Source organism: Azospirillum cavernae, assembly GCF_003590795.1.
Lineage (GTDB): Bacteria > Pseudomonadota > Alphaproteobacteria > Azospirillales > Azospirillaceae > Azospirillum > Azospirillum cavernae.
The window spans coordinates 523,298-549,601 of record NZ_QYUL01000001.1 but is presented as its reverse complement, the minus strand read 5'-3'; the positions used below and the strand labels follow the sequence as shown (position 1 = coordinate 549,601).

General features: G+C 67.0%; 21 protein-coding genes. 8 read left to right on the top strand and 13 right to left on the bottom strand.

The annotated features are described in order from the left end of the window. The first annotated feature begins 16 nt into the window (after nt 1-16). Nucleotides 17-1,855: a sigma-54-dependent Fis family transcriptional regulator gene (locus D3877_RS02605; protein WP_119829202.1), complete on the top strand. Its 1,839-nt coding sequence runs from the start codon at nt 17-19 to the stop codon at nt 1,853-1,855. 29 nt (nt 1,856-1,884) lie between these two features. Here the strand turns inward: D3877_RS02605 and D3877_RS02600 are convergent, their stop codons facing one another. From D3877_RS02600 to maiA, 8 genes are all read right to left on the bottom strand, one after another. Beyond that, entirely contained in the window at nt 1,885-4,305 is a 2,421-nt protein-coding gene (locus D3877_RS02600) for an efflux RND transporter permease subunit (protein ID WP_119829201.1), read from the bottom strand. After that, complete coding sequence (locus tag D3877_RS02595; protein WP_119829200.1) at nt 4,302-5,435, bottom strand: WD40/YVTN/BNR-like repeat-containing protein; 1,134 nt, start codon at nt 5,433-5,435, stop codon at nt 4,302-4,304. Before D3877_RS02595 ends, D3877_RS02600 begins: the two co-directional genes overlap by 4 nt. A 37-nt stretch (nt 5,436-5,472) precedes the next feature. Then, nucleotides 5,473-6,831 (bottom strand): DUF1329 domain-containing protein, encoded by a 1,359-nt coding sequence (locus D3877_RS02590; protein ID WP_119829199.1) that lies wholly within the window; start codon nt 6,829-6,831, stop codon nt 5,473-5,475. A gap of 23 nt (nt 6,832-6,854) precedes the next feature. Continuing rightward, nucleotides 6,855-8,528: a DUF1302 domain-containing protein gene (locus D3877_RS02585; RefSeq protein WP_119829198.1), complete on the bottom strand. Its 1,674-nt coding sequence runs from the start codon at nt 8,526-8,528 to the stop codon at nt 6,855-6,857. 110 nt (nt 8,529-8,638) lie between these two features. Continuing rightward, a complete protein-coding gene (locus D3877_RS02580; RefSeq protein ID WP_119829197.1) occupies nt 8,639-9,736 on the bottom strand; it encodes an NAD(P)-dependent alcohol dehydrogenase in 1,098 nt (365 codons plus the stop codon). An 11-nt stretch (nt 9,737-9,747) separates the two neighbouring features. After that, the gene (locus D3877_RS02575) at nt 9,748-11,226 is read right to left on the bottom strand and encodes a benzaldehyde dehydrogenase (protein WP_238474697.1); all 1,479 of its coding nucleotides are present in this window, start codon (nt 11,224-11,226) and stop codon (nt 9,748-9,750) included. Nucleotides 11,227-11,608: 382 nt separating this feature from the next. Continuing rightward, a complete protein-coding gene (locus D3877_RS02570; RefSeq protein WP_119829195.1) occupies nt 11,609-12,307 on the bottom strand; it encodes a fumarylacetoacetate hydrolase family protein in 699 nt (232 codons plus the stop codon). A gap of 44 nt (nt 12,308-12,351) precedes the next feature. Next, nucleotides 12,352-12,990, bottom strand: a complete 639-nt coding sequence (maiA, locus tag D3877_RS02565; protein WP_119829194.1) for a maleylacetoacetate isomerase — start codon at nt 12,988-12,990, stop codon at nt 12,352-12,354. Nucleotides 12,991-13,058: 68 nt separating this feature from the next. On the opposite strand from maiA, the gene D3877_RS02560 reads away from it, so the two are divergent. Beyond that, nucleotides 13,059-13,922, top strand: a complete 864-nt coding sequence (locus tag D3877_RS02560) for an IclR family transcriptional regulator (RefSeq protein ID WP_238474696.1) — start codon at nt 13,059-13,061, stop codon at nt 13,920-13,922. Here the strand turns inward: D3877_RS02560 and D3877_RS02555 are convergent. Continuing rightward, nucleotides 13,882-15,123, bottom strand: coding sequence for an NAD(P)/FAD-dependent oxidoreductase (locus D3877_RS02555; protein ID WP_119829193.1), 1,242 nt, complete (start codon nt 15,121-15,123; stop codon nt 13,882-13,884). The genes D3877_RS02560 and D3877_RS02555 overlap by 41 nt on opposite strands. A 182-nt stretch (nt 15,124-15,305) precedes the next feature. On the opposite strand from D3877_RS02555, the gene D3877_RS02550 reads away from it, so the two are divergent. From D3877_RS02550 to D3877_RS02530, 5 genes are all read left to right on the top strand, one after another. Next, on the top strand, nt 15,306-16,601 hold the full coding sequence (locus tag D3877_RS02550; RefSeq protein WP_199720683.1) for an aromatic ring-hydroxylating dioxygenase subunit alpha: 1,296 nt from the start codon (nt 15,306-15,308) through the stop codon (nt 16,599-16,601). Beyond that, nucleotides 16,598-17,089, top strand: a complete 492-nt coding sequence (locus D3877_RS02545) for an aromatic-ring-hydroxylating dioxygenase subunit beta (protein ID WP_119829192.1) — start codon at nt 16,598-16,600, stop codon at nt 17,087-17,089. Before D3877_RS02550 ends, D3877_RS02545 begins: the two co-directional genes overlap by 4 nt. 10 nt (nt 17,090-17,099) lie before the next feature. Continuing rightward, on the top strand, nt 17,100-17,420 hold the full coding sequence (locus D3877_RS02540; protein WP_119829191.1) for a non-heme iron oxygenase ferredoxin subunit: 321 nt from the start codon (nt 17,100-17,102) through the stop codon (nt 17,418-17,420). 12 nt (nt 17,421-17,432) lie between these two features. Then, nucleotides 17,433-18,500 carry a gentisate 1,2-dioxygenase gene (gtdA, locus tag D3877_RS02535; RefSeq protein WP_119829190.1) on the top strand — a complete coding sequence of 356 codons (1,068 nt, stop codon included), beginning with the start codon at nt 17,433-17,435 and terminating at the stop codon, nt 18,498-18,500. Between the two features lie 111 nt (nt 18,501-18,611). Further along, nucleotides 18,612-19,973 carry an MFS transporter gene (locus D3877_RS02530; protein ID WP_119829189.1) on the top strand — a complete coding sequence of 454 codons (1,362 nt, stop codon included), beginning with the start codon at nt 18,612-18,614 and terminating at the stop codon, nt 19,971-19,973. A gap of 101 nt (nt 19,974-20,074) precedes the next feature. On the opposite strand, the gene speB is transcribed toward D3877_RS02530, so the two are convergent. The 4 genes from speB to D3877_RS02510 all read right to left on the bottom strand — a co-directional run bounded on the left by speB (nt 20,075) and on the right by D3877_RS02510 (nt 24,740). Further along, a complete protein-coding gene (speB, locus tag D3877_RS02525) occupies nt 20,075-21,133 on the bottom strand; it encodes an agmatinase (protein ID WP_119829188.1) in 1,059 nt (352 codons plus the stop codon). A gap of 50 nt (nt 21,134-21,183) precedes the next feature. After that, a complete protein-coding gene (locus D3877_RS02520) occupies nt 21,184-22,545 on the bottom strand; it encodes a flavin monoamine oxidase family protein (protein WP_119829187.1) in 1,362 nt (453 codons plus the stop codon). Between the two features lie 27 nt (nt 22,546-22,572). After that, entirely contained in the window at nt 22,573-23,166 is a 594-nt protein-coding gene (locus D3877_RS02515; protein WP_238474695.1) for a TetR/AcrR family transcriptional regulator, read from the bottom strand. An 86-nt stretch (nt 23,167-23,252) separates the two neighbouring features. Next, nucleotides 23,253-24,740 carry an amidase gene (locus tag D3877_RS02510; RefSeq protein ID WP_119829185.1) on the bottom strand — a complete coding sequence of 496 codons (1,488 nt, stop codon included), beginning with the start codon at nt 24,738-24,740 and terminating at the stop codon, nt 23,253-23,255. A gap of 387 nt (nt 24,741-25,127) precedes the next feature. Between D3877_RS02510 and D3877_RS02505 the strand changes: the two genes are divergently transcribed. After that, nucleotides 25,128-26,300: an MFS transporter gene (locus tag D3877_RS02505; RefSeq protein WP_119829184.1), complete on the top strand. Its 1,173-nt coding sequence runs from the start codon at nt 25,128-25,130 to the stop codon at nt 26,298-26,300. Nucleotides 26,301-26,304: the final 4 nt, after the last annotated feature.

Below are 26,304 nucleotides of genomic sequence, written 5' to 3'. Positions count from 1 at the left end.
AAGGGGAGGAGCAGGCATGACCGACACAGGCGACCGCATCTCGCTGGCCGAGGCGTCGCGCCAATCCGGCAAGGTGATGCAGCGGGGCAGCAGCGACGATCTGCCGAAAACCGCCAGCCCAACCTTGCAGGATCTGGCGGAATGCCTGTTCTTCACCCTGGGCGACGGGCGCATCTGGCTGAACGACCGGCGGATGTTGTTGATCGATCTGGCCAGCGTGGGCCATCTGCGGCGCGAGTTGATCGACGCGCTGGGGATCGAGCGCGCCCGCGCGCTCTTCACCCGCATCGGCTACGCGCAAGGCGCGCGCGACGCCGATCTGGTGCGGCAACGTTGGCCGAACGAGGATCTCGCCAGCGCCTTCGCCACCGGCCCGCGCATGCACATGCTGGAAGGCTTCGTGAAGGTCACGACCCGCCGCTTTGAATTCGACAAGGAGCGCGGCCATTATCTGGGCGAGTTCCTGTGGCATGATTCCGCCGAGGCGAGCGAGCATCTGGCCGCCTATGGCGTCGCCTCCGATCCGGTCTGTTGGATGCAGACGGGCTACGCCACCGGCTACACCAGCCGTCTGCTTGGCAAGACCGTGCTGTTTCGGGAAATCGAATGCCGGGGCATGGGCGCCGCGCAGTGCCGCTGCGTGGCGAAATCCGCCGAGGCCTGGGGCGACGAGGCGTCCGACCTCGCCGCGCTGGGCGTGGCGTGGAGCGCCCCACCCCCGCGTCCATCCGCCGAGACGGCGGGCGCGCCATCCCCAACCGCCCCAGCCACAACCGCCACGCCGGGCCATGGGCCGGTGATCGGCCTGTCCGCCAGCTTCATCGCCGCCCGCCATCTTCTGGAACGGGTGGCGACGACGCGGGCGACGGTGCTGTTCGTCGGCGAATCCGGCGTCGGCAAAGAACTGTTCGCCCGCTCGCTCCACGATCTCAGCCCGCGCCGCGACGGTCCCTTCATCGCCGTCAACTGCGCGGCGATTCCCGACACGCTGGTGGAATCCGAACTGTTCGGCGTGGACAAGGGGGCCTTCACCGGGGCTGTCGCCTCCCGCCCCGGCCGGTTCGAGCGGGCCAGCGGCGGCACGTTGTTTCTTGACGAAATCGCCTCCCTCACTCTGGTCGCCCAAGGCAAGCTGCTGCGCGTCCTGCAACAGCGCGAGTTGGAACGGGTGGGCGGCGCCCGCAACATTCCGGTGGACGTCCGCGTCGTCGCCGCCACCAACGTCGATCTGCGCGACGAGGTGAAGGCCGGACGGTTCCGCGAGGATCTGTTCTTCCGCCTCAACGTCTTTCCAGTGACGTTGCCGCCCTTGCGCGAACGGCGCGACGACATCCCCTTGCTGATGGACCATTTCCTGGCCTTTTACAGCCGCGAGCATGGCCGCTCGCCGCGCGGCTTCACCCGGCGGGCGACCGAGGCGCTGTTGAACTACCGCTACCCCGGCAACATCCGCGAGATGCAGAACCTGATCGAACGCGGCGTCGTCCACGCGCCCGACGATGGCTTGATCGACATCATCCACATGTTCCGCGACGGCGAGACGATGCCGCAATCCGCCTTCACCCTGCTGGCCGATGGCCGCCTGTCCAGCGGGCCGCCGCCCGCCGACGACCGCCCGTCCAGCGACCAACCGCCCGCCGAAGACGCGGAACGACGCGGCGGCGACCCGGTGGACGCGCTGGTGGACAGCGGATCGTCCCTGACCGAATTGGAAGGCCGCCTGTTCGCCGCCGCCCTCCAACGCCACAAGGGCAACGTCGCGGCGACCGCCCGCGCGCTGGGGCTGACTCGTCCGACGCTGGAATACCGGCTGCGCAAGCTTGGCCTGTACGGGGCGCGCGACGGGGGGGAGTGAAGCCCCCCGCCCCACGCCCCGCGCCCGCCTCACAGCGCCGCCAACACCGGCGCGGGCGTCGCCGCGCCCGCCGGGCGGGACGCCTTGGGCAGCAGGAAGCAGGCCAGCGCGGGCAGCAGAACCAGCGCGCCCAGCATGTTCCACAGGAACATGAAGGCCAGCAGAATGCCCATGTCAGCCTGGAACTTGATCGGCGACCACACCCAGGTCGCCACCGCGACGGCCAGCGTGACGCCGGTCAGCATCACCACCCGCCCGGTGAACAGCAGCGCCCGGTAATAGGCCTCCGACAGGCTCGCCCCCTGGCGCAGATGGGCCAGCATAACGCTCAGCACATACAGCGCGTAATCCACGCCGATGCCGACGCCCAGCGCGATGACCGGCAAGGTCGCCACCTTCACCCCCATGCCCAGCCAGACCATCAAGGCTTCGCACAGGATCGAGGTCAGCATCAGCGGCAGCACCGCCACCAGCACCGCCCGCCAGGAGCGGAAGGTGATCCAGCACAGGACGACCACCGCGCCATAAACCCACAGCAGCATCTCGCGCATCGCCTTGTGCACGACGATGTTGGTCGCGGCCTCGATCCCGGCGTTCCCGGCGGCCAGCACGAAGCGCAGGTTCGGGCCGTTGTTTTGAGCGGCGAAGCCCTCCACCGCCGCGACGACGCGGGCCAGCGTGTCGGCCTTGTGGTCCTGGAGATAAACGTAGAGGGACAGGAGCGAACAGCCCTTGTTGAACAGCTCGCGCGGGGCGTGATTCTGCACGGAACCGAGCGCGCTGTCGTTGGCGATCAGCTCATACCATTTGACGTTCCCCTCGTTGTAGCCAACCCCGGCCAGCTTGCTAAGACCGGCCATCGAGTGGGTCGCCTCCACGCCGGGCAACTGCTCCAGCGACCAGGCCAGCCGGTCCACCGCCGACAAGGTGGCGTAGCTGGTGCAACGGTCGGTCGGCGTTTCGACCATCACAACGAAAATGTCCGAACTCGCCGCGTAGTTGGCGACCATGAAGGCGCTGTCGCGGTTGTAGCGGGAGTCGGCCCGCAGTTCCGGCGCGCCGGGGTCGAGGTCGCCGACCTTCAAATCCAGGCTGACCGCGTAACCGCCGACCGCCAGCCCCGCCGAAACGACGATGGCCGCCGCCGCCCAACCGCGCCGGGTGAACAGATCCAGCGTCCGCCACAGCCAATGACGCTCCGGCCCGTCCTGCTCGTCCTTCTTCAGGCTGAGCGCGGCGGCGCGCGGGCTGACGCCGAGGTAGGACAGCAGGATCGGCAGCAGGATCAGGTTGGTGAAGATCAACACGGCGACGCCGATGCTGGCGATCACCGCCAGATCCTGAATCGCCTGGATGGGGATGATGATGAGCACGGCGAAGCCGACGGCGTCGCACAGCAGCGCCGTCAACCCGGCCAGGAACAGGCGGCGGAAGGTGTAGCGCGCCGCCACCACCTTGTGCGTGCCGCGCCCGATGTCCTGCATGATGCCGTTCATCTTCTGCGCGCCGTGGCTCATGCCGATGGCGAAGACCAGGAAGGGCACCAGAATCGAATAAGGATCCAACTCATAGCCCGTCAGCGCCAGCAGCCCGAACTGCCACACCACCGCCACCAGCGAACAGGCGACGACCAGCAGCGTGCTGCGGACGCAGCGGGTGTAGCCGAACACAACCCCGCCAGCGATGACCACCGCCAGCAGGAAGAACAGCATCACCTGCTCCAGCCCCTCGATCAGATCGCCGACCACCTTGGCGAAGCCGGTGACGTGGATGCGGATCCGGTCGCTCTGATAACGCTGGCGGATGTCCTCCAGGCTGTCGGAAAGCCGACGGTAGTCCAGCGGCTTGCCGGTCTGCGGATCGGCGTCGAGCAACGGGACGAACAGCACGCTGGAGCGGAAATTGATGGCGACCAACTGCCCGACCTCGCCCGACCGTTCGACGTTGGCGCGCAGGGCGTCCAGGCTTTGCGGCGAGCCGTCATACCCCTCCGGCACCACGGTGCCGCCATCGACGCCATCCTCGGTCACGGCGGTCCAGCGGGTGGTCGGGGTCCACAGCGACTTCATGAAGGGACGATCCACGCCGGGCAGCAGATACACCTCGTCGTTGATCCGCCGCAGCGTGTCCTGATAGCCCGCGTCGAAGATGCTCTCGCCCGTGGTTTCCACCGCGATGCGCACGGCGTTGCCCAAGCCCCCCAGATCGGCGCGGTGTTCAAGATAGGCGACGATGAAAGGATGGCGGGCGGGAATCGTCTTCTCGAAACTGGCGTTCAGACCAAGACGCACCGCCGCCACCGACAGCAACAGCGTGGCGAGCAGACACAACAGAACGACCAGCGGGCGGTGGTTGAACAGCGCGCGTTCCAGACGGTCGCCCGACGCCGGATCAAAATCCTCCAGCCGGGCGACCACCGGCTGATGGTCCATCACGTCATCCGCTTTCATCGGACGGCTCCTTTCGCCGGGGCGTTGAGGGGGGAATCCAGGGAGGCTGGCGGGTCAAGCGACAACACCCCGCGCAAACTCGCGACGGCCAAACGCCCGTCCGCGCGTTCGGCCAGCGCGGTCACGGGCAGCTTCCGCCCGGCGGCGGGCTGGAAGCTGGCGCCGCCGTCTCGGCTGGTCAGCAGATCGCCGGTCTGGCTCGCCAGCACCAGCGTTCCGTCGCCCAGCGCCAGCCCGGCGCCGAGACCGCTGGCGACCCCAGTGTCGATGGCCCGCCAGCTTTCGCCCCGGTCGGTGGAGCGGTAGAGGCTGCCGCGCAGGCCATAGGCCAGAACGCTCCCCTCCCCCGTCGACAGCACGCCGAACCAGCTTCCCTTGTAGGGGGAGGGAAGCGCCGCGAACCGCTCCCCCCCATCGGTGGAGCGCAGCAGCAAGCCCTGCTCCCCAACGATGTAAAGTTCGCCGCCGCCGCCCTGCGCGACGCCGTAAAGATGCAACCCTTTCGGGTTCTCCAAACGGCTCATCCAGGGCGTCCAACTCTGGCCGCCGTCGCGGGTGCGGAATATCAGGTTGTAGGCGCCGATGACGAAGCCGTCGCGCTCGTTGGCGAAAAAGAGGTCGAGGAAGGGCTTGTCCGGCCCCTCCTCGACCAGGTGCAGGGAGGACTCCCGCAACCGCTCCGCCTCAGGCAGCCCCTGTTGCGCCATCTGCGAGGCGGCCTGTTCGGCCAACCGCGCCGCCGCGACGCCGTCCAACTGCTTGACCCAGCTTTCGCCGCCGTCGTCGCTGCGCAACACCACGCCGAAATGGCCGACGGCCCAACCCGTCCGTTCCGTGACGAAACGGACGGCGGTCAGGCTGACGCTGACCGGAACGCGGGCCTGCCGCCAACGCCCGCCCTGGTCGTCGGACAGCAGGATGATGCCGCGCTCGCCCACCGCGACCAGCCGTTGACCGGCGCGCGCCAGCCCCAGCATGGCCGCGCCCGCCGCCTTTGGCGAGACGATGGCCGGTTGCGACAGCACCGGATAATCGGCGTCAGCCGCCCGGACGCCGCCGGGCAAGGCCGCGCCAGCGATGGAGACAACCGCCACCGCCAGAAAACGCCCAAGGGGAAAGCGGATCTTCATGCGCGCTCATCCTGAACAGATTCGGGAGCCGACAGGGTCACTGGACGCTGCGTCCGGCGAGGTCGTCGGGGCTGAACGCCTCGTTGGGACGCCGGGCGACCGCCTTGTACTGGGTCGGCAGACCGTTCGACGCCGCGTTCAGATAGTAGGAGCCGGTGCGCAGGTCATAACCGCCCCACATCACCGTGCCGATCAGGGCCGGAAGGTCCGGGGCCAGCAGGGTCAGGGTGTAGTTGTGCCGCCACAACTGGCCTTGCGCGTCCCAGCCGTCGAACATCAGGATCTGCCAACTGTCCTCGTCCAGGTAATAGCGGCGCTTCTGCACGACGTGGCGCTTGCCCTCGGCCAGCGTCGCGTCAACCACCCAAACGCGGTGCAACTCCCAGCGCACCAGATCGGGGTTGAGGAATTGGCCGCCCAGCAGCTTGTCGGGATCCGCCGCCGCCGCGCGGTTGTTGTTGTAGGGAACATAGAGTTCCTTCTTGCCGACCAGCTTGAATTCATGGTGATCGACCGGGCCGAACATCATGAAGGCTTCGTCGAAGAAACCAACGCCGGAGGTCACGAAATCGGGCGTGTCGTAGGCGACGGACGGGGCGCGGCGCACCCGGCGCTGACCAACCAGATACTGCCAGATGGCGCGGGCCTTCTCGGCGCTGGACGGCTCATGCACCAAAATCGCTTCGCCCGCGCGCGAGGCCGGACGGCTCTGGATGAATTTGCCGTACTGATAGATTCCCTTGTAGGAGCCGAGATCGCCGTCTTTGTAATTATAGGGGTATTGCAGATACTCGTCGCCCGCCGAGGGCTGCACCTTGTTGCCGTCCGGCGTCACCACCCAGGTGCCGAGCGAATATTCCGCGCTCTCGCCCAGCCAACCCAGCCGGTGATTCCAGATCGCTTCATAGCCGTTGGCCGGAATGGGGAAGGGAATCCCGCCATAAGCGCCCTCGACGCCGAAGCCGTCGCTGCTCAATTTCGCGCGGGTCGCGTTCTTGGCGGTGTTGTCATAGACCCATTGCGGCGCGGCGGCGCTGCGGCGGGTCGGGTAGACGTCCAGCCGCATGGCGGGGTATTTCGCCAGCAAGGCGCGCGTGCCGTCGCTCAGCTTCTCAGCGTATTGGCCAACGTTTTTGCCGCTGATCGACAGGGTCTGCTTGTCGGCGGCGAACGGGTCGGGGCGCGGCGCGCCCGGCGTGTAGCCGGGCAGCGGCTTGGTGTAGCCACCCTCCCAGCGGGGAATCGTCCCCTCTTTGTTGCCCGCCCGCTCCGCGCCCATCGGGGTGAGGGAGGAGCCAAGCTTCGCCGCTTCTTCAGCGGTGACAAAGGCCAGCGCGGCGCCGGTCTGGACGCAGAGAAGCGCGCCAGCGGCAGCCAGAACCGTGGTCAATTTCATGGAGATGCTCCTGGAATTCAGTCTTAGAACGAGCGCTTCAGATAGGCGCCGACGAAATCGCGCCCCTTCATCGTCTGCTTGAAGGTCAGCCGTTGCACCGGCGTCGCCGTCGGATCGGCGGCGGTCAGCAGGACTCCCGCCGGGCCGAAATAGTGGGTGGCGTTGATGCCGAAGTTCCACGTCGATTGATAGGTGAAGTCAGCGCCGACGCTGATGTCGCCGCCGCGCGACGCGCCGCCGTTGAAATTGCCCACAGCGGAGGACCGGCCATAGGGCGTGTAGCCCAAACCGATGGGAACATTGACGTCCAGCCCGTTGGCGATCTGGAAATAGGTCGGCGTGAAGACGCCACGGATGCCCAGCGCCGAGCGGGTGCTGTTGGGATCCAGCGCCGCCGGGTTCTTGTCGATGCCGACCCGCGTGTTCCACGCGATTTCAGCGGCGACCGACGCGCCGTCCCACAGGTCGTTCGGCGTGAAGGCGTAGATCGCCGAGGCTTGCGCGTGCAGCGTCCGGCCAACGGCGTAAAGCGGGTGATCCTTGTTGTCGGCCAGCACGCCCGGCAGCGCGGTTTGCGGGTCGCTGACCAGCGGCGCGTTCCAGCGATAGGACACTTCGCCCGCCACGTTGGCGCGGCCAACCACCGTGCTGAGGCTGGCGCCGACCGTGCGGACGTCTTCGGGGTAGACATGGCGCAATTCGCCGAGGTTGCCGGAGCGCAATTGCGCGGCGGTCGGGTTGGCGCTGGGAACCAAATAGAGCTGCGGCGTCTTGTCGTGATACTGGGCGAAATAGAGACCGAACTCGTAATCGGTGTCTTCGGGCGTGTAGCGCACCTGCGCGCCGAACTGGCCGCTGTCGCGCGCCTTGATGTCCTTGCCGCGCCAGAAGGCCGCCGGGCCGCCGCCGGGCAGGACCGGGCCGCCGACGACGATCCGCTCCGCGCCGGCGCCGACGAAATCCGCCGTGCTGAAAGCGCTGCCCGACGCGGGCAGGCGCGTGTTGCGCCATTGCAGTTGGTAATAGCCGCCGACCGACAGGTTTTCACGCAGTTGCACGGTGCCCGACGCCTGCCAGACCGGCAACAGCACCTCCTTGAACTGGGTGCTCGGCACGCTCAGCAGCTTGATGAGGTCGATGGGCTGCTGGGCGGCGGCGACGCCGTTGGCGCCGAAAAACAGGCTTTCGCCGTAAATCAACGAGTGCCGCCCCAGCCGACCCGTCAACCGCGTGTCGTCCAGCGAGGCATTGCCATAGGCGAAGGCGTCCATCAGCTCGACGTTGCGGCCATGGACGGTGCGCGTCGCCCCGGTGAAACGGTCGTTGGCGACGCTGGTCGGGTTCGCGGTGGCGGGGGAATCATTGTCGTTGCCGCGCAGATAAAGCGTGTCGAACCACGCCGCGCCGCTGACCCGAAACCCATAATCGCGCGTTCCCGCCGTCAGTTCCGACAGGATGTCGGCGCGGTTGGAGGTGAAACCGGCCTTGAAGTTGCGGTTTCCGTCGTCAAGGTTGGTGTCGGTCAGCATCGACGCCTTGGGGTCGCTCAGGCGATAGGCCGTGCTGTATTTGACCGTGTTGTCCCAACTGATCTTGAAATCGGAATCGTCAAAGGTGAAATTTTCAGCCCGCGCGGACAGCGCCGGGCCAACGGTGACGGCGACCAGCGCCGTCCCGGCAAGAAAAAGCCGTTTCATGCAGTGCGTTTCCCTGTCTTGATGGTTGCGTTGCTGGGTCCGCCTTGGTGGGGTGGCGGCCCTTTTTCTTTGGTCTCAAGCGGCGAGGATTCGGTGGAAAGGCTGTTGGATCACATCATCAAAACCGGCTTGATCGTCCGCCCGGCCTCCATGTCGTGAATGGCCTCCTCGATGGCGGCGAAGGGGTAGGCGCGGATCATCCGGTCGAACGGAAAGCGGCCCTGCCGTTGCAGCTCAATCAACGTCGGGATGAAACTGTCGGAATTGGCGTCCCCCTCGACGATACCGATCAACCGCCGCCCGCCGCTCATGAAATGAACCTGATCCAGCGTGATCTCGCTGCCCATGGGCGAGGCGCCCAGCACGCCGCAACAACCGCGCGGGGCCAAGCAGGCCATGGCGTCGCGGATCACCGCCGCCTGTCCGGTGGTGTCCAGCGCGTGATTCAGCCCGGCCCCGCCCAGCGCCAGAATCCGTTCGATGACGCCGCCCTCCTTCGGGTTGAAGGCGTGGGTCGCCCCGACCTCCCGCGCGAAGGCGAGGCGGGCGTCGTTGGTGTCCACCGCGACGATGGTGGTCGCGCCGACCACGCGGGCCGCCATCACCGCCGACAGGCCGACCGATCCCGTGCCGAACACGGCGATGGATTGGCCCGCTGACACCGCCAGCGCGTTCATCACCGCCCCGGCCCCCGTCTGCACCCCGCAGGCCAACGGCCCGAGAAGCTCCAACGGCGCGTCGGCGGGAACCTTGACGACGTTGCGCTCCCGGCAAATCGCGTGGCTGGCGAAGGAGGACTGGCCGAAGAAATGGCTGTGGACGCGCTCCCCGTCGCGCGACAACGCCGTGGTGCCGTCGGGGCGGGCGGCGAAGAAGTTGCGGGGAAAGAACTCGTGGCAATAGCTGTGCGCGTGGTCGGCGCAGCTTGGGCAGCTTCCGCAGGAGTTGAAGGTCATCACCACCGGATCCCCCGGCTTGACCTTGGTCACGGCCCGCCCGACGCGCTCGACCACGCCGGCGCCCTCATGGCCCAGCACGACGGGCAACGGGGTCGGCAGCACGCCGTCGCGCACCACCAGATCGGTGTGACACACGCCGGTCGCCACGACGCGGACCAGAATTTCGTCGTCGCGCGGCTCCTCCAACTCCAGACTTTCAATCGACAGCGGCCCTTTGGCAATGCGGGCGACGGCGGCTTGAATGCGCATGCCGGTCCTCCTCAAAACGGATAGGCGGGGGGCGTCGGCTTGACGGTCGTCCAGCGCCATTGGGTGAATTGCTCCCAATCGGCGGGACCGCCGACCGCGCCGCCATTGCCCGACGCCCCACGCCCGGCAAAGGGATTGACGCATTCGTCGGCCACCGTCTGGTCGTTGACATGGACCATGCCGGTGTTCAGCCGCTCGGCGATGGCCATGGCGCGGGCGAGGTTGGGCGAGATCACCGCGCCCGACAGCCCGTAATCGGTGCGGTTGGCCAGGGCGACCGCCTCGTCGTCATCGCCGAAGGTGGCGATGGTGGCGACCGGGCCGAACACCTCCTCCTCAAAGGCGCGCATGCCGGGGCGCACGCCCGACAGCACGGTCGGACGGTAGAACAGCCCCTCGAAGGTGCCGCCGGATTCCAGACGGGCGCCCGCCGCGACGCTGTCCTGCACGATGGCGTGAACGCGGTCGCGCTGGCCCGCGTCGATCAACGGGCCAAGCGCCACCGCCCCGCTCGCCGGATCGCCGACCGGCAGGCGGCTGGCCTTTTCCACCAGCCGCGCGATCAACGCGGGCGCGATGCGTTCCTGCACCAGGATGCGGCCCGAGGCCATGCAGATCTGTCCTTGATGCAGATAAGCGCCCCAGGCGACGTTGCTGGCCGCCCGTTCCGGGTCGGCGTCCTCCAAAACGATCAGCGCGCTTTTGCCGCCCAACTCCAGGGCGGTTTTCTTCAGATGGCGCCCGGCCAACTCGCCGATGCGCCGCCCGACGTTGGTCGATCCTGTGAAGCCGATCATGCGGATGTGCGGATCCGTCACCAGCGCCTCGCCCGCGTCGGCCCCGCCGGGCAGGACGTGCAGAACCCCCTTGGGCAATCCGGCCTCATCAAAGGCGCGGGCGATGATGAAGCCGCCCGTCACCGGCGTGCGCGGGTCGGGCTTCAGCACCACCGCGTTGCCAGCGGCCAGCGCCGGAGCGACCGCGCGCAACGACAGAATCAGCGGAAAATTGAAGGGCGAGATGACGCCGACCACGCCATGCGGCACGCGCCGCGCCATGCTCAAATGACCGGGCGCGGCGGGCAGCAATTGGCCGACCGCCTCCAGCGGCATCGCCGCCGCGCGGTGCAGGATGGTGATCGCCTCCCGCACCTCATGCTGACCCTTGCCGGGAATCGAGCCGGTTTCCCGGACGATGAAGCGGACCAACTCCTCGGCGTTTCGCTCCAGCGCGTCCGCCGCGCGACGGAACACGGCGGCGCGGTCGCGGGCGGGCAGCGCCGCCCAGGCGGGTTGCGCCGCCGCCGCCGCTTTCGCCGCCGCCGCGACGTCTTGCGGGTTGGCCAACCCGACGCGGGTCAGCGTGGCTCCGGTCGCCGGTTCGTGAACGTCGCGCGTTCCACCGCCCGACAACAACCAAGTTCCGTCAAACAGGCGGTCGGTCCAAACCGCCGCGTTTAGAAAGCAGGAATTTTCCTCGTCGCCCGTCACAGCATCATCCTCCCTCTGGCGTCGCAGGCCGGGGTGGAGGGGCGCTGGCCCCGTTCCCCGTCTCATCGCCGGTAAGAGCAAGCGGCGTGCCGGATCGGGGCGTTTAATGATTATCGCTGTGCAGAACTGTTATTTCCCATAATGTTCAATGGCGGAACAAACCCACACGCTGCGACGCGGAGCTTTTTCGCTGCGACGCAGCGTCATCGTTTGATGAAAACTCCCAACAGCCTTCATGAGAACATTCATGATTTGGTGAATCATCAAGCGGGCTGGGGACGGCGGCGGCTCCACACGAAGAGCCACGCCTGTTGAGGAGACGCCCTCCAGAGATCCGCCGCCCGGCCAAGGGCGCTGGTCGTCTGGAGGGCGCCGCTCAGGTTCAGGCCGGATCGCCGATGGTCAAGGCGATGGAGCCGACAGCGGCGATGGAGCCTTCGACGCGGTCGCCGGGCAGAACGGCCCCAACGCCCTCCGGCGTGCCGGTGTAAATCAGGTCGCCCGGTTGCAGATGATACAGCGTGGACAGATGGGCGATCAGCTCCGGGATCGACCAGATCAACAAATCAAGGTCCGTGGACTGCCGGGTTTGCCCATTGACCCGCAGCTCCAGCGCGCCACTGGACGGATGCCCGCAGACGGACGCCGGGACGATGTCCGACAGAATGGCCGATTCCTCAAAATCCTTGCCGATGTCCCACGGGCGTTGCTTGGCGCGAGCGACCAGTTGCAGATCGCGCCGGGTCATGTCGAGGCCGCAGGCGTAGCCATAGACCACGTCCAACGCCTGATCCCGCGCGATGCGGAAGGCTGGTTTGCCGATGGCGACGACCAACTCCATCTCGTAATGATAATTCTCGGTCGCGGGCGGATAGGCGACCGTGGCCCCCGATGGCACATAGGCGCTGGAGCTTTTGGTGAAGTAAAAGGGCGCTTCACGGTCAACTTCGACGCCCATCTCGCGGGCGTGGGCCTCGTAATTGCGGCCGACGCAGAAGATGCGGTTGATCGGGAAGAGCGTCGCCTCGCCCTGGATCGGGGCGGCGGGAATCGCGGCGGGGGCGAACAGATACTCGGTCATGACAGGTTTTCCTCCGGTGTGTGTTTGAGCGGTGTTGGACAGGGTCATTCGGCGTCGGGCTGACGGTCGGGTTCCGCCGCCTGGAAGGCGGGCAAGGCGCGGGCCGCCGCCGCGACGCGGCGGATGGTGGGGTAATCGTCGAGCGGACAGTTCAGCCGTTCGGCGTTCATCACCTGCGGAACAAGGCAGACGTCGGCCAGGGTTGGCGTCTCGCCAAAGCAGAAGACGCCGGGGCGCGGGCTGGCCGACAGCATCGCTTCCACCCCGCGAAACCCCTCGGCCACCCAATGGGCGTACCAGGCGTTGCGCGCGCCCTCATCCAGGCCGAGTTGGTCGCGCAGGTGATTCAAGACCCGCAAATTGTTGATCGGGTGGATGTCGCAGGCGATGGCCTGCGCGATGGACCGCACCCAGGCGCGGTCGAGCGGATCGCGCGGCAACAGCGCCGGGTCGGGGTGGGTTTCCTCCAGATACTCGATGATGGCGAGCGACTGGGTCAGAGTCCGGTCGCCCTCAACCAGCGACGGCACCAGCCCCATCGGGTTGACGGCCAGATAGTCGGGCGCCGTCTGCTCCCTTTTGCGCAGATGGATGAAGCTCTGTTCGGCGGTCAGCCCCTTCAGGTTGAGCGCGATCCTCAACCGATAGGACGCCGACGACCGGAAATAGCCGTAAACCTTCATCGTGATGATCTCCTGTCGTTCGTTCTTTGGTTTGGGTGCGGCATCCCGTCGTCGCGGCAGCCGGGGGGATGGGCAGCGCCGCCCCGCCGCGCTATGGTGCCGCCCCTGTCGGCGGTTGGATCGCCGGGGATTGGACAGAGGCGAGCGGCATGGCGGCGGGCGACAAGGCGACGAAGCGCAAGGGCATTCAATCGGTGGAGATCGGCATGGGCGTGCTGGACGCGCTGGTCCGTCTCGGTCGCCCCAGCTCGATGACCGAAATCGCCAAGGCCAGCGATCTGTCGCCCAGCCAGGCGCACCGCTACCTCGCCAGCTTCGTCAACACCGGGTTCCTGCGGCAGGATCCGGCGACGGCGCTCTATGATCTGCACAGCGGCGCGCTGCAATTGGGCCTTGCCGCCATGGCGCGGCTCGACGTGTTCGAGCAGGCGAGCCGCGTCGCGCAAGAGCTGGTGGAGGCGACCGGGCGCACCGTGCAGCTTGCGGTCTGGGCCGACCTTGGCCCGACCGTCGTGCGCTGGTATCCCGGCTCCCCGCCCATTTACACGACGCTCACCATCGGGTCGCGCCTGCCCCTGATCCAATCGGCGACGGGAAAAATCTTCCTGTCCTTCCTGAACGAAAGCTTCGTGTCCGATGCGCTCCAGCGCGAACTGGCGCGCGACCGCACCGACGGCCCAATCGACATCGACGCCATCCGCCAGCAGGCGCGGCGGGAGATGAGCGCCGGGGTTGACGGCACCACCATTCCGGGTCTGCGGGCCTGCGCCGCGCCGGTGTTCAACCTGCAAGGCCAATTGCTCCTGGTCGTGTCGGTGATCGCCTCGCAAAGCTTCCGAACCGACGAAGACCCGCAGGTGAGGGAGCGGTTGATCGCCGCCTGCCGCGCGATCACGCATCGACTGGGCGGGCGCTGGCCGGAACAGGCGTGAGCAGGGCGCGCGCGGCGCGCGCGTCGAACAGGGCGGCCTCGGTCATCGCGTCCGGCAAACGGGCGCCAGCGGCGACCAGACGGCGGCAGACGCTCATGTCGCGCCCGGCGTTGATCGCGGCGGCGCCAATCAGCCGGTCGCCCTTCAGCACCAGAAACAGGCGCCCGTCGGCGACGCTCGCCCGCTGTTCGACGACGCGGCCATCCACGGTGTCGCCGGTCAGTTGAACGTTCAGGTCATATTGGTCGGTCCAGAACCAGCTCGCCTCGCCGGGTGGGACGCTCTCGCCCAGAATGGCGGCGACGGCGCGTTCGGCGGTGACGTTGGCGTTCTGCCAGGTTTCGCAACGGGTTGGCCGCCCCTCCGGCCCCGGGAGCGCCGCGATGTCGCCGATGGCGAAAACGCTGGGATCGGAGCTGCGCATGTCGGAATCCACCAGGATTCCGTCGTCGATCACCAGCCCGCAAGCCTGGGCCAGCGCGGTGTCCGGCGTGATGCCGATGCCCGCGACCGCGAAATCGGCGGTGATCGTCGCCCCGTCCGACAGCGTCGCGTGGACGCCCGCCGCATCCTCGGTCAAGGTTCGCACGCGCAAGCCGGTGCGCAGATCGACCCCTTCGGCGACATGACGCTCGGCTATCACACGGGCGACCGGGGCCGGAAAATTGCGGCCCAGCACCCGTGATCCGACCTCCAGCACCGTGACCGCCAGCCCGCGCTTGCGCAGGGTCGCCGCCACCTCCAGCCCGATCACGCCGCCGCCGATCACCAGGACGGAGCCGCCCGCGTCCGCCCGCGCCGCGATGGCGCGGACGTCGTCGATGGTGCGCAGCGCGTGCAAACGTTCCAGCGCGAAGGGCAACTGCCGGGGTTGCCCGCCGGTCGCCAGGATCAGCCGGTCGTAAGGCAGCAGCGCCCCGTCGTCGAGGATGACGCGCCGCGCGTCGCGGTCGATGGCCGTGACCCGGCAGCCCAGACGCAGCGTGACGCCCTGCCGCTCATAGGCTTCCATGGGGGCGAGAAGCGGCGGGGGAAGGTTGGGGTCGGCCAGCATCTCCTTGGACAAGGGCGGGCGTTCGTAGGGCGGCGACGCCTCCGCCCCGATCACCGTCACCGGGCCGGAATAGCCGCGTTCCGCCAGCAGCAGGGCGGCCCGCCCGCCCGCCTGTCCAGCCCCCACCACGATCACGCCTGCGCTCATCGCCCTTGTCCTCCTGTGCGGCGGGCCTGGGGTTTTCCCGTCAGACCCTTTGTTGACGAACTGTCGTGAGAGCGAATGATCCGCCCTTGACGCGACGTCGTCTTTGCGCAATATACAAATCATCGCACGATATGCAATACGCATTGCCAGCAAACACGCCAGCAAAGACGAGCGGAGGAACGATGGCCCCGGACACCACACATCTGGAAAGGCCGACGGACGGCGCGCCGCATCCGACTGGACCTTTCCCCGACGACCGCCTTGATCGCCGCTGGGACGCGGACGGCGCGTCCAAGATCCCCTACTGGGTCTATTCCGATGACTCGGTCTACCGGCGGGAGTTGGAGCGCGTCTGGTACGGCCCCCATTGGCTCTATTGCGGCCTGGAGGCCGAAATCCCGAAGGTCGGCGATTTCAAAACGACGATTCTCGGCGAAAAGCCGGTGATTGTGGTGCGCAGCGCCGAGGATGAAATCAGCGTGGTGGAAAACCGCTGCGCCCATCGCGGCGTGAAGTTCTGCCAGACCCGCTCCGGCCACACCAAGGATCTGCTCTGCCCCTATCACCAATGGGCCTACAACCTGCGCGGCGAGTTGATGGGCGTTCCCTTCCGGCGCGGCGTGCGCCGCCAGGGCGGCATGCCCGCCGATTTCGACCCGTCCAAGCACGGGCTGCGCCGCCTGCGGGTCGAGCTGGTCAACGGCGTGGTCTGGGCCACCTTTTCCGAGGAGACGCCGCCCTTCCGGGAGTATCTCGGCGAAAAATTCTGGGCGCACTACACCCGCGTCTACGACGGTCGGAAGCTGGAGATTCTGGGCTACAACCGTCAGCACATTCCAGGCAACTGGAAGCTGATGATGGAGAACATCAAGGACCCCTACCACGCGGGTCTGCTGCATGTGTTCTTCGTCACCTTCGGGCTGTTCCGCGCCGATCAAAAATCGGCGGTGGACATGGACGACACCGGGCGCCACGGCATCCTCATCAGCCGCAAGGGCGCGCAGGAGATGAACGACGTCACCGCCGACATGCGCAATTTCCAGGGCGACCTAAAGCTCGCCGACCCGCGCATCCTCGACGTGGTCAACGAGTTTCCCGGCGACGAGACGGTCGGCATGATAACCGTCTTCCCCAGCGTCATCCTGCAACAGCAGGTCAATTCGCTGACCACCCGCCAGATCGTGCCCAAGGGGCCGAACGGCTTTGATTTCCATTGGACGCACTGGTGCTACGCCGACGACGCGCCGGAGATGAAGCGGCGGCGCCAGCGTCAGGCCAATCTGTTCGGCCCCGCCGGTTTCGTGTCCGCCGACGATGGCGAGGTGATCGAAATGTGCCAGCAGGGCTTCACCCCCTCCCCCGACGAAGAGGCGCTGGTGACGATGGGCGGCCACGAGATCGCGCCCACCGACCACATGGTCACAGAAACGGCGATTCGCGGCATGTACCGCTATTGGCGCGAGGTGATGGGGCTATGAGCGCTTTGACGATGCCCAACGACGAACCGCTGTCGCGCGCCCGAATCCGCGACTTCTACGACGGCTATTACGACATTCTGGACGACGTGCGTCTGGAGGACTGGCCGAACCTCTTCACCGAGGATTGCCTGTACCGCGTGATCCCGCGCGAAAATTTCGAGCAAGGCCACACGCTGAGCACCATCCAGGCGGAAAGCCGGGGGATGTTGCAAGACCGCGTGACCGGGCTGCTGCGCACCCAGATGTACGCGCCGCGCTATTGCCGCCGGTTCCCCGGCCCCTTGCGGGTGACGGCGGACGGCGACGGCGTGCGGACGCGCCACAATCTGCTGATGGTCCAAACCTTGATCGACCAGCAGCCCACCATCCTGCTGTGCGGCGTCTGCCACGACCGCCTTGTTGAAGAGGACGGGCGCCTGCTCTTGAAGGAGCGGGTCGTCGTCTTCGACAGCGAGATGATCGCCAACAGCCTGATCTATCCCGCCTGAGGAAGCCGCCATGACCACAACCGTCACCTGGGTCAAAACCATCGAAGCCGCCGCCGTCACGCGGGATGGAGTCGCGCGCGCGCAGGCTGGCGGCCAGCGCCTCGCCCTCTACGCCGTGGACGGCGTTTATTACGCCACGTCGGACGTCTGCACCCATGGGCAGGCCTTTCTGTCGGACGGCTATCTGGACGGGCATTTGATCGAATGCCCGTTGCACCAGGGCCTGTTCGACGTCCGCACCGGCGCCGCCGTCGGCGCGCCCTGCACCGTCGCGCTCCGCAGCTTCCCGGTGAAGCTGGAGGACGGATTCCTCCACGTCCAGGTCGCATAGGGAGCCGCCGCCATGTCGCCCGACAGCCATTCCCCCAGCTTGAGCAACGACAACGCCACCCAACTCCACGCTCTGTATGAGGAGATGCGGCCCCAGCATCTTTACCCGCTGTGGGAGGTTCTGAGCGCGCTGGTCACGCCGACGCCGCGCGCGCCGACCGTGGCGGCCCGCTGGGATTACGACACGGCCCGCGCCTATCTGCTGCGCGCCGGTGATCTCATCAGCGCGGAAAAGGCCGAACGCCGCGTGTTGATCCTGGAGAATCCCGGCACGCCGGGGACCGCCGGAATCACCACCAGCCTCTACGCCGGGTTGCAATTGATCCTGCCCGGCGAAATCGCCCCCTGCCATCGCCACAGCCAATGCGCGTTGCGCTTCGTCCTGGAGGGCGGCGGCGCCCACACGTCGGTGGATGGTGAAAAGGTGGTGATGAACCCCTTCGACCTCGTGCTGACTCCGAACTGGCAATGGCACGACCACGGCAACGAGTCATCCAAGCCAATGATCTGGCTGGACGGGCTGGACATTCCGACCGTCCGCCATTTCGACGCCAGCTTCGCCGAGCAGTTGGGGCAACCCGCCCACCCCGAAACCGTGCGGCCCGGCGACAGTTTGGCCCGCTATGGCCGCAACATGCGCCCGCTGCGCGGCGCCACCGCCGACCGCCGACCGGCCCATCAGCCGCTGTTCCACTACCCTTACCTGGAATGGCGGGCGAGTCTGGCCGCGCTGGCGGCGGCGGAGACGCCGGATCCCTGGATCGGCCACGCTTTGGAGTTCCTGAACCCGTTCGACGGCGAGGCGGTCATGCCGACCATCTCGGCTCATGTCCGCCTGCTGCCCAGGGGGTTCGCCACCAAACCGCGCCGCTCCACCGACGGGACCGTGTTCGTCGTCGTCGAGGGACAGGGCCACGCCCGCATCGGATCCAAAGACTTCACCCTTTCCGAACGCGACGTCATCGTCGCGCCCAGTTGGGACGAGGTGACGTTCCAGGCCGACCGCGAGCTTGTCCTGTTCGCCTATTCCGACCGCACCGCGCAGGAAAAGCTGGGCCTTTACCGCGAAGCGCGCGGCTGAACCCTCTCCGCGCAGGGGAGGCATCCGACCGGCGGTTTCGAGACGCCCGCCGGTCGGTCGGACAACGATCCGATCTGACCACCAAACAACGCAAACAAACGGGAGGGCACAATGCCCAAGCAGCACGTCATTGACGTGACCGCCGCCATTGAACGCGCGCGGTTCGGTCGGTTTCAATTCATGATTACCGCGCTGTGCGCGCTGATCGCGCTTCTGGACGGTTTCGACACGCAGGCCATCGCCTATGTGGCGCCGGTCATCGCCGAACATTGGGGGATGAGCGTCGCTGGTTTCGGCCCGATCTTCGGCGCCGGCCTTGCCGGTCTGACCGTCGGCGCCTTCATCCTCAGCCCGGCGGCGGACCGCTTCGGGCGCAAAAGCGTCATCCTGCTGTCGATGCTGATCTTCGGCGTCTTCTCGCTGGTGACGGCGTGGGCTGGGTCGATGAACGAGCTGTTGGTCTATCGGTTTTTGACCGGCGTCGGGCTGGGCGGGGCCATGCCCAACATCATCGCGCTGACCTCGGAATACGCGCCGACGCGGCTGCGGGCCACGCTGGTGACGGTCATGTTTTGCGGCTTTCCCTTTGGTTCGACCGTCGGCGGCGTCATCAGCGCCCCGTTGATCGCCGCCTATGGTTGGCCGTCGGTGTTCATCGTCGGCGGCGTCGCGCCGTTGGCGGTGCTGCTGGTTCTGGTAGTTTGGCTGCCGGAATCCGTTCGCTATCTGGTCGCCAGCGGCGCCCCGGCGGCGCGGATTGACGGCATTTTGCGCCGCCTGGATCCCGAACGCGCGGCACCGGCCACCGCCGAGACCATCTACGCCTTGAACGAACCGAAGGCGAGCGGCTTCACCGTCGTCCAACTGTTCCAGGAGGGCCGCGCCCGCACCACCCTGCTGCTGTGGGCCGCTTTCTTTATGAATCTGCTGGTCATGTATTTCCTGGTCAATTGGCTGCCGTCCCTGCTGCGCAGCAGCGGCATGCCGATCCAAACGGCGATCCTGTCCACCGCCGTGCTGAATTTGGGTGGCGTCGTCGGCGCCGTGTGCCTGGGCCGGATGATCGACCACATGAACCCGCATCTGGTGCTGGGAAGCGCCTACGCCGCGTCGGCCCTGTTTATCGTCGGCGTGGCCTATGGCGCGCACGACTTGTGGCTGCTGATGCCCGCGATCTTCCTGGCGGGTTTCGGCGTGGTCGGCGCGCAGATCGGCATGAACGCGCTGGCCGCCGGAATCTACCCGACGGCGATCCGCTCGACCGGCGTGGGTTGGGCGCTGGGCGTCGGCCGCATCGGCTCGATCATCGGCCCAGTGGCGGGCGGCGCGCTGCTGGGCGCCGGTTGGAGCGCGCAGGGCGTCATCCTGGCCGCCGTGGCGCCCGCCCTGCTGGCGTCGGTCGCCGTGTTCACCCTGCGCCGCCGGGGCGATGCGGGCGAGCCGATCCGCGCGTCGGCGACGCTCGCCCATTGAGCGAAGGCTCGCTCCTCGACACGCCCTGACAAGGATTCTCCAAGGCCGCCCTCATCCCCCCTTTGGATCGGGGATGGGGGCGGCATCTGGGTTTGTCCCCGTCACCCGCCCTGTCGGCGGCGCTGCAAGGCCCGTGTGGCGAGGCACAATTCCACAAACAGGATCTGGGCCGCCACCTGGGCGGTGTTGCTGGTCGGGTCATACTGCGGCGCGACCTCCACCACGTCGGCGCCGATCACGTCCAAGCCGTCCAGCCCACGCAAAATGGTCAACGCCTCGCGCGAGGTCAGGCCACCGACCTCCGGGGTGCCGGTGCCGGGGGCGAAGACCGGATCCAGGCAATCGACGTCGAACGACACATAGACCGGCCCGTCCCCAACCACCGCGCGCGCCTTGGCGATCACGGCCTTCAGGCCCATCTCCTGGACGTCCTCGGCGTGCAAAACGGTCATGCCGGATTCGTAGGAGAACTCCCAAAAGAACTCGGCGCTGCCCCGGATGCCGATCTGAATGGTCCGGTCCGGGTCGAGAACGCCGTCCAGAACCGCCGTGCGGAAGGGGCCGCTGTGGTGGAAACGGGCGCCGTCGCCGACGCCGCTGGTGTCGCAATGGGCGTCGAAATGGATCAGGCCGACCGGCTCCGACCGGCCCAGATTTTTCAGAATGGACGCGCTGACGGAATGATCGCCGCCGACGCTCAACGGAATCACCCCGGCGTCCTTGATCCGCCCGTAGAACGCCTGAATGTCGGCGTGGCAGGAGTCGTGGCTGAGGTAATTGCCAAACGGCACGTCGCCGATGTCCGCCACCTTGATCTCGGTCGCGGGGGCCATGCGCAGCACATGGTCGTAGGGGCCGATGCGGTCCACGCCGCGCACGGCGCGCGGGCCAAAGCGGGCGCCCGCCCGGTTGGTCACGCCCAAATCCAGCGGAATGCCGATGAGCGCCATGTCCAGCCCGCCGAAATCGGGCAACGCGGCAAGATCAAGGCGCAGCGGCGCGTCCAGCAGCGTGCCCACGTCGCTGTAGGGCGGGCGGGGCGCCTCGGCCCCCTGGAACACCGCCGCCGCGACCTGTTGGAAATGGGGATCGAAGAAATCGGCGGGCGAGGCCGCGCCGTAACGCTCGCGCAGGCGAGCGAGCTTCGCGCTGTCAACCATGGAAAGCTTTCCCTGTTCAATCGTTTTTGAGCCGCTGAAACGGCCAGACGTTATTGAGCCGTCGAAACGGCCAGAATTTCCGCCGCGACGCGCTCGCCCGACCGGATCGCGCCATCCATGTAACCCGCCCATTGGCTGGCGGTTTCGGTCCCGGCCCAATGGATGCGGCCGCAAGGTTGCAGCAAGGCCGGTCCCAACGTGGTCCAGGCGCCGGGCACCAGAAAACCGCCATAGCCGCCACGCGAAAACTCTTCCTCCAGCCAGGATTGCTCGATGTATTCCTGAATGTCCGCCGCCGCCGGGCCGAACAGGCGAACCAGCGCGTCCAGAACCGCCGCTTGACGGTCGGCGGCGCTGCGGTTGGTCCATTCCTTCGCCTCCTCCCCCTCGATGAAGGCGACCAGAACGCCGGGCGCGCCGGAGGCCGGGGAGTTGTCATAGACAAGGCTGATCGGCCCGGACTCGTTGATCGCCATGCCGGACAGGCCCGCGTCACGCCAGAAGGGCCGGGCATAGAAACACTGGATCTTGATGCAGGCGCCCATCGGCATCCGCTGGGTCAGATGGTCGCGCGCGCCGGGCAAGGCGGGGGAATAGCGCAGACGACCGGCCAGGGTCGGCGGCAACGTCACCACCACCCGGTCGGCCAGCAAGGAGCCGCCCGCATGCTCGACCACGACGCCGTGACCGTCCTGATGCAACGCCAGGACCGGCGTGTTGAGGCGCAACTCCGCCTGGACATCCTCGGCCAGACGCTCGGCCAGATGCTGGGCGCCACGGGTGAAGCGCCGCTCCTGCGCGCCGCCCGACATGCTGATGAGGCTGGCCAGCCCGCCGCCGGACTTCACATAAAACAGCACATGCAGCAACGACAGCTCGCGCGAATCCGCTGCCAGAACCGATTTGGCGAGGAAACGCATCCAGAAACGCGCCTCCGGCCCGGTCGCCGTGCGTTCGATCCACGCCTCGAAAGTCTGGCTGTCCAGTTCCTTCGCGTTTGGCGAGGTCCAGGGCCGCTCCGCGTCCACCGTCGCCGCCAATTCGTCCAGCGCCTGGAAGGTCGCCTCCGTTTCAGCCACCGCTTCGGGCGCGTGGGGCGGCAGAATGCCGGAGAAACGCATCAGTTCGCCGTTGAACAGGCAAAGATTTTCGCCGGTTTCATAGGACGCGAAGGTCTCAACCCCCAACTCTTCGGCCAGCGCCAGAACCCGGTCCTGGCCGAGACCGATCCATTGCCCGCCGACGTCCACCGGCGTTCCATCCGCCGCCGCCTTGGTGTGGACGCGTCCGCCCACCCGGTCCCGCGCTTCGAGGATGGTGACGGTGTGACCGGCGGCCTTCAGGGCGCGCGCGGCGGTCAGCCCGGCGAAACCGGCGCCGATGATGGCGATGTGCAGGGGTGAAGAGGCCATGGTGTCTCCGAATGATTCAGGGATGGATCATAGGAACACGCGCTGCGCGGCGGTGACGAGGGTTTGGATCTGCTGCCGCGCGCGGGGCGTGTTGGCGGTGGCCAGCCATTGCAGAACGATCCCGATGAAGCCCGTGAAGATGAAGTTGGTCAGGGCGTCGAGATCAATCTCCGACGAACCGGCGGTGATTTCGCTGGAGGAGGCCAGAGCGTCCCGGTAGAGCAACTGATACTCGTCGTACTTCTTCTTCCCCATCCATTCCGATCCCGGCGTGGTCAGGGCGTAGAGCGTCAGATCGAACAGCGTCAGTTGCTCGTGCGGGTTCTTCTGGATCTCCCCCCAGATATGGGTCAGCAGACGGTCGATCCGGTCCCGCAAGGGTTCCGGCTTGTCAAAGGTCTGCTCCAGATTCTGCCGGTATTTCGAGGCCAGATGGCCCAGAACGCTGAGCAGAATCGCTTCCTTGTTCTCGAACTGGTAATGCAGCGTGGCGAGGTTTATTCCCGCTTCGGCGGCGATTTTCCGCGTGGTGGCGCCATGCACGCCATTCTTGGCGATGACGGCGACCGCCGCTTGCAAGATCGCTTCGCGCTTTTCCTCACTTTTTGGACTCCGCAACACGATTCGGTTCCCCTTCCCACGACGACAAGACCGGCGCCGATCTCAAGTGGATCAGCGGGGAACCGAAAATAGGTCAAACGACCAGTTCATACGAGCGTTTTTGACAACCCCACCGGGTCGATGGGGCGGATCGCGCCAATGCGCTCCTCCAACGCGGCGGCGGCGGCCAGACACAGCCCATCGCGGAAACGCGCCCCGACCAGTTGAATCCCGATGGGCAGCGGCGCGCGCGCGACCGGAACGGAGATCGCCGGAACGCCCAGCATGGCCGTGGCGCTGCACGGGCTGTGCGCGCGCAGAATCTCCCGCGCCTCCTCCGGCCCCGCCACGTCATGAGCCACAGGGAAGGGCAGCCGCCAGGAGGTGGGAACCAGCAGCAGCGGGTAACGCTCGAAAAACAGGGTCCAGGCGCGTTGCAGCGTCGTCCGCGTCGCCAAGCCCGCCAGCATCTCGTCCGCCGACAGCGCGGGCGCCCACTGGATCGTCAGATCCTGGGACCGCCGCAAGCCATCGTCGCCCAGCGCCAAGGCCGCCTGCATCGCCGGGCTGCGGATCTCGTTGCCCAGCAGGGTCATCCACAGATCCGCCGCTTCGACGAAGCGGGGCGGCTCCGCCTCCTCCACGCTGTAACCGGCGTCGCTCAGCCAATCCCCGGCCTGCCGCAGGGCGGCGGACACGGCGGGATCGACGTCATAGTCCGACTCGCCGGTGTAAAGCGCCACCCGCTGCGTGTCCCGGTCGCCGTCCATGTCCAGCGGGGCGGGAACCCACCAGGGATCGCGCGGGTCGCGGGCGCTCATGGCCGACAACCCCAAGCGGATGTCCCGCACCGAGCGGGCCAACAACCCTTGCGTCGCCCCCAATTGCAGGCACAGCGACCGTTCCGCCTTGCCGGTCGGGTTGAAGGCGGGAACGCGTCCGGTGGTGGGCCGCAGACCATAGACGCCGCAGGCGCTGGCGGGCAGTCGGGCCGACCCGGCCAGATCATTGCCATGGGCGATCGGGCCGACGCCCGTCGCCACCGCCGCCGCCGCGCCGCCGCTCGACCCGCCGACGTTGCGCGTCGGATCCCAGGGATTCAACGTCAGCCCATGCGGCTCGTTGTCGGTGAACCAGCGCAGGGAAAAGGGCGGCGCGTTGGTCCGCCCGACAAACACCGCGCCCGCCTTGCGCAGATTGGCGATGGGCGGGCTGTCGCTGTCGGCGATCAAGCCCGTGAAGGCGCTGACGCCGTTGGTGGTGGCCGCGCCGATCTGATCGACGTTGATCTTCGTCGTCACCGGCACGCCATGCAGCGGCGGCAAGGCCGCGCCGGTGGCGGCCCGCGCGTCGGCCTGATCGGCGGCGGCGAGCGCGGAGCAGCGCGGATCATCGACCACCGCGTTGATCTGCGGATTCACCGCGTCCAGCCGATCCAGACAGCTCTGGGCAGCCTCGCGCGCCGACAACTCGCGCCGCGCCAGCCGTCCGGCCAGGGTCACGGCGTCCCAGCGCCAGGGTTCGGACGGTGAGGAGTCGGTATGTGAGGAGTCGGTGCGCGCGGAGTCGGAATGCCAGGAAGCGTCCTTGCTCATGTTCGCTCATTCCCTTGTCGTTCGGCCTCCCCCGTCGGCGCGCCGGTGACGGCGCCTGTTCACAGCCGAGCGGGGCTTTTTTTGTTCATGTTTCTCTTGACACCGATATCACCCCCTCTGCATCTTGGTCAAACGATTTGGTCATTTGACTATATTTTTGCGACAGGGCCAAAATCGACCCTCGTGGATCAGGAACCGCGCGGTCTTTGATCGTGGAGATTGGCCGCGTCCGACCCGGAAGGATCGACGGCGCGCCCGGTTTTCGCCGACGCTTATGATGAAGCAGAAAACGACATGGACATTCCAGCGGCCACGCCCAACCCTTGGCTGAAAAAGGAATGCCGTTGAACAGGAACAATCGGCACAAAGCAATCTGGGAGACAGAGCATGAACTCTTCAACGGCGCCCAGCGACAGCCATCTGTCGGTGGCCGCGATCACGCTGTTCGGCCTGGTCGGACCTTACACCTTTTTGATCTCGCCGGTGATCGCCGGGCAGATGGCCGTTCAAATGGACTGGTCGCCGGGAACCATCGGCCTGTTGATGGCCGGTGAACTCGCCGGCGCCTCGCTGATTTCGATCCCGGCGGTGCGGATGCTGCGCGCGATGACCCCGCGCCGTCTGGTCGCGCTGGCGACGCTGGTCTTCATCCTCGCCAATCTGCTGTCGGCGGCCACCACCACGATCTCTTGGTTTCTCGCCGCGCGCGTCGTCGCCGGGGCGGCGGGCGGCGTTCTGTCGGTGGTGTGCCTGCTGGCCGCCGCGCGGTCGGAAAACCCGCCGCGCTCCTTCGCCTTCTGGACCGGCGGGCAGACGGTGACGGCGGCGGCGGGCCTGCTGTATCTGCCCGACCTGTTCCCCAAAACCGGGCTGGGCGGCCTTTACGGCGCGCTCGCCCTGGCCGCCCTGGTCGCCCTGCCCTTTTTGAACGGCTTCCAGGCCGACAAAATGCTGCCGCCGCAAGCGGACGGCCAGCCGACGCGCCCGGCGGCCCGTTTGAACATGCTGGCGATCTTCTGCTTTTACGTGGCCATCGGCGGCGGCTGGGCCTTTCTGGGCATCCCCGGTTCCGAGATCGGCTTTTCCGAAGCCGAAATCGGCATCCTGACCTCCGGCGCGATGGGAGTGAGCGTCATCGGCTCCTTCCTGGCCTCTTACACCGGCGGAAGCGCTTGGCAAGGCCGTTGGTCCATCGGCAGCTACGTCGGTTTGATCGGTTGTCTGGCGGCGCTGGCGCTGACCAAGGATCACCTGTCCTTCTCCGCCGCCACGATCCTGCTGCAAATCCTCTGGGCCTTTCTGCTGCCGATGCTGCTGGCCGCGCTGGCCGACTCCGATGAACACGGCGCCATGGTCATCCTGTCGAACATGATTATCGGCGGCGGCGCCGCGCTGGGGCCGTTGCTGGCGGGTTACACCATTGATTGGAGCGGCTATGGCGCCGTCGTGGTCGAAGGCGTCGCTTTGTTTTTGGTCTCAGCGGCGGCCTATGGTTGGGCGCGCTGGCGCTCGACCGGCGAAACGGTCCAGGCTTCGTCTCACTCCCTGTCTCACGGATAACATC

What these genes read in the sequence shown, in the direction of transcription:
- D3877_RS02605 (WP_119829202.1), top strand. Translation starts at nt 17, where the DNA reads ATGACCGACACAGGCGACCGCATCTCGCTGGCCGAGGCGTCGCGCCAA.
- D3877_RS02600 (WP_119829201.1), bottom strand. Translation starts at nt 4,305, where the DNA reads ATGAAAGCGGATGACGTGATGGACCATCAGCCGGTGGTCGCCCGGCTG.
- D3877_RS02595 (WP_119829200.1), bottom strand. Translation starts at nt 5,435, where the DNA reads ATGAAGATCCGCTTTCCCCTTGGGCGTTTTCTGGCGGTGGCGGTTGTC.
- D3877_RS02590 (WP_119829199.1), bottom strand. Translation starts at nt 6,831, where the DNA reads ATGAAATTGACCACGGTTCTGGCTGCCGCTGGCGCGCTTCTCTGCGTC.
- D3877_RS02585 (WP_119829198.1), bottom strand. Translation starts at nt 8,528, where the DNA reads ATGAAACGGCTTTTTCTTGCCGGGACGGCGCTGGTCGCCGTCACCGTT.
- D3877_RS02580 (WP_119829197.1), bottom strand. Translation starts at nt 9,736, where the DNA reads ATGCGCATTCAAGCCGCCGTCGCCCGCATTGCCAAAGGGCCGCTGTCG.
- D3877_RS02570 (WP_119829195.1), bottom strand. Translation starts at nt 12,307, where the DNA reads ATGACCGAGTATCTGTTCGCCCCCGCCGCGATTCCCGCCGCCCCGATC.
- maiA (WP_119829194.1), bottom strand. Translation starts at nt 12,990, where the DNA reads ATGAAGGTTTACGGCTATTTCCGGTCGTCGGCGTCCTATCGGTTGAGG.
- D3877_RS02560 (WP_238474696.1), top strand. Translation starts at nt 13,059, where the DNA reads ATGGGCAGCGCCGCCCCGCCGCGCTATGGTGCCGCCCCTGTCGGCGGT.
- D3877_RS02555 (WP_119829193.1), bottom strand. Translation starts at nt 15,123, where the DNA reads ATGAGCGCAGGCGTGATCGTGGTGGGGGCTGGACAGGCGGGCGGGCGG.
- D3877_RS02550 (WP_199720683.1), top strand. Translation starts at nt 15,306, where the DNA reads ATGGCCCCGGACACCACACATCTGGAAAGGCCGACGGACGGCGCGCCG.
- D3877_RS02545 (WP_119829192.1), top strand. Translation starts at nt 16,598, where the DNA reads ATGAGCGCTTTGACGATGCCCAACGACGAACCGCTGTCGCGCGCCCGA.
- D3877_RS02540 (WP_119829191.1), top strand. Translation starts at nt 17,100, where the DNA reads ATGACCACAACCGTCACCTGGGTCAAAACCATCGAAGCCGCCGCCGTC.
- gtdA (WP_119829190.1), top strand. Translation starts at nt 17,433, where the DNA reads ATGTCGCCCGACAGCCATTCCCCCAGCTTGAGCAACGACAACGCCACC.
- D3877_RS02530 (WP_119829189.1), top strand. Translation starts at nt 18,612, where the DNA reads ATGCCCAAGCAGCACGTCATTGACGTGACCGCCGCCATTGAACGCGCG.
- speB (WP_119829188.1), bottom strand. Translation starts at nt 21,133, where the DNA reads ATGGTTGACAGCGCGAAGCTCGCTCGCCTGCGCGAGCGTTACGGCGCG.
- D3877_RS02520 (WP_119829187.1), bottom strand. Translation starts at nt 22,545, where the DNA reads ATGGCCTCTTCACCCCTGCACATCGCCATCATCGGCGCCGGTTTCGCC.
- D3877_RS02510 (WP_119829185.1), bottom strand. Translation starts at nt 24,740, where the DNA reads ATGAGCAAGGACGCTTCCTGGCATTCCGACTCCGCGCGCACCGACTCC.
- D3877_RS02505 (WP_119829184.1), top strand. Translation starts at nt 25,128, where the DNA reads ATGAACTCTTCAACGGCGCCCAGCGACAGCCATCTGTCGGTGGCCGCG.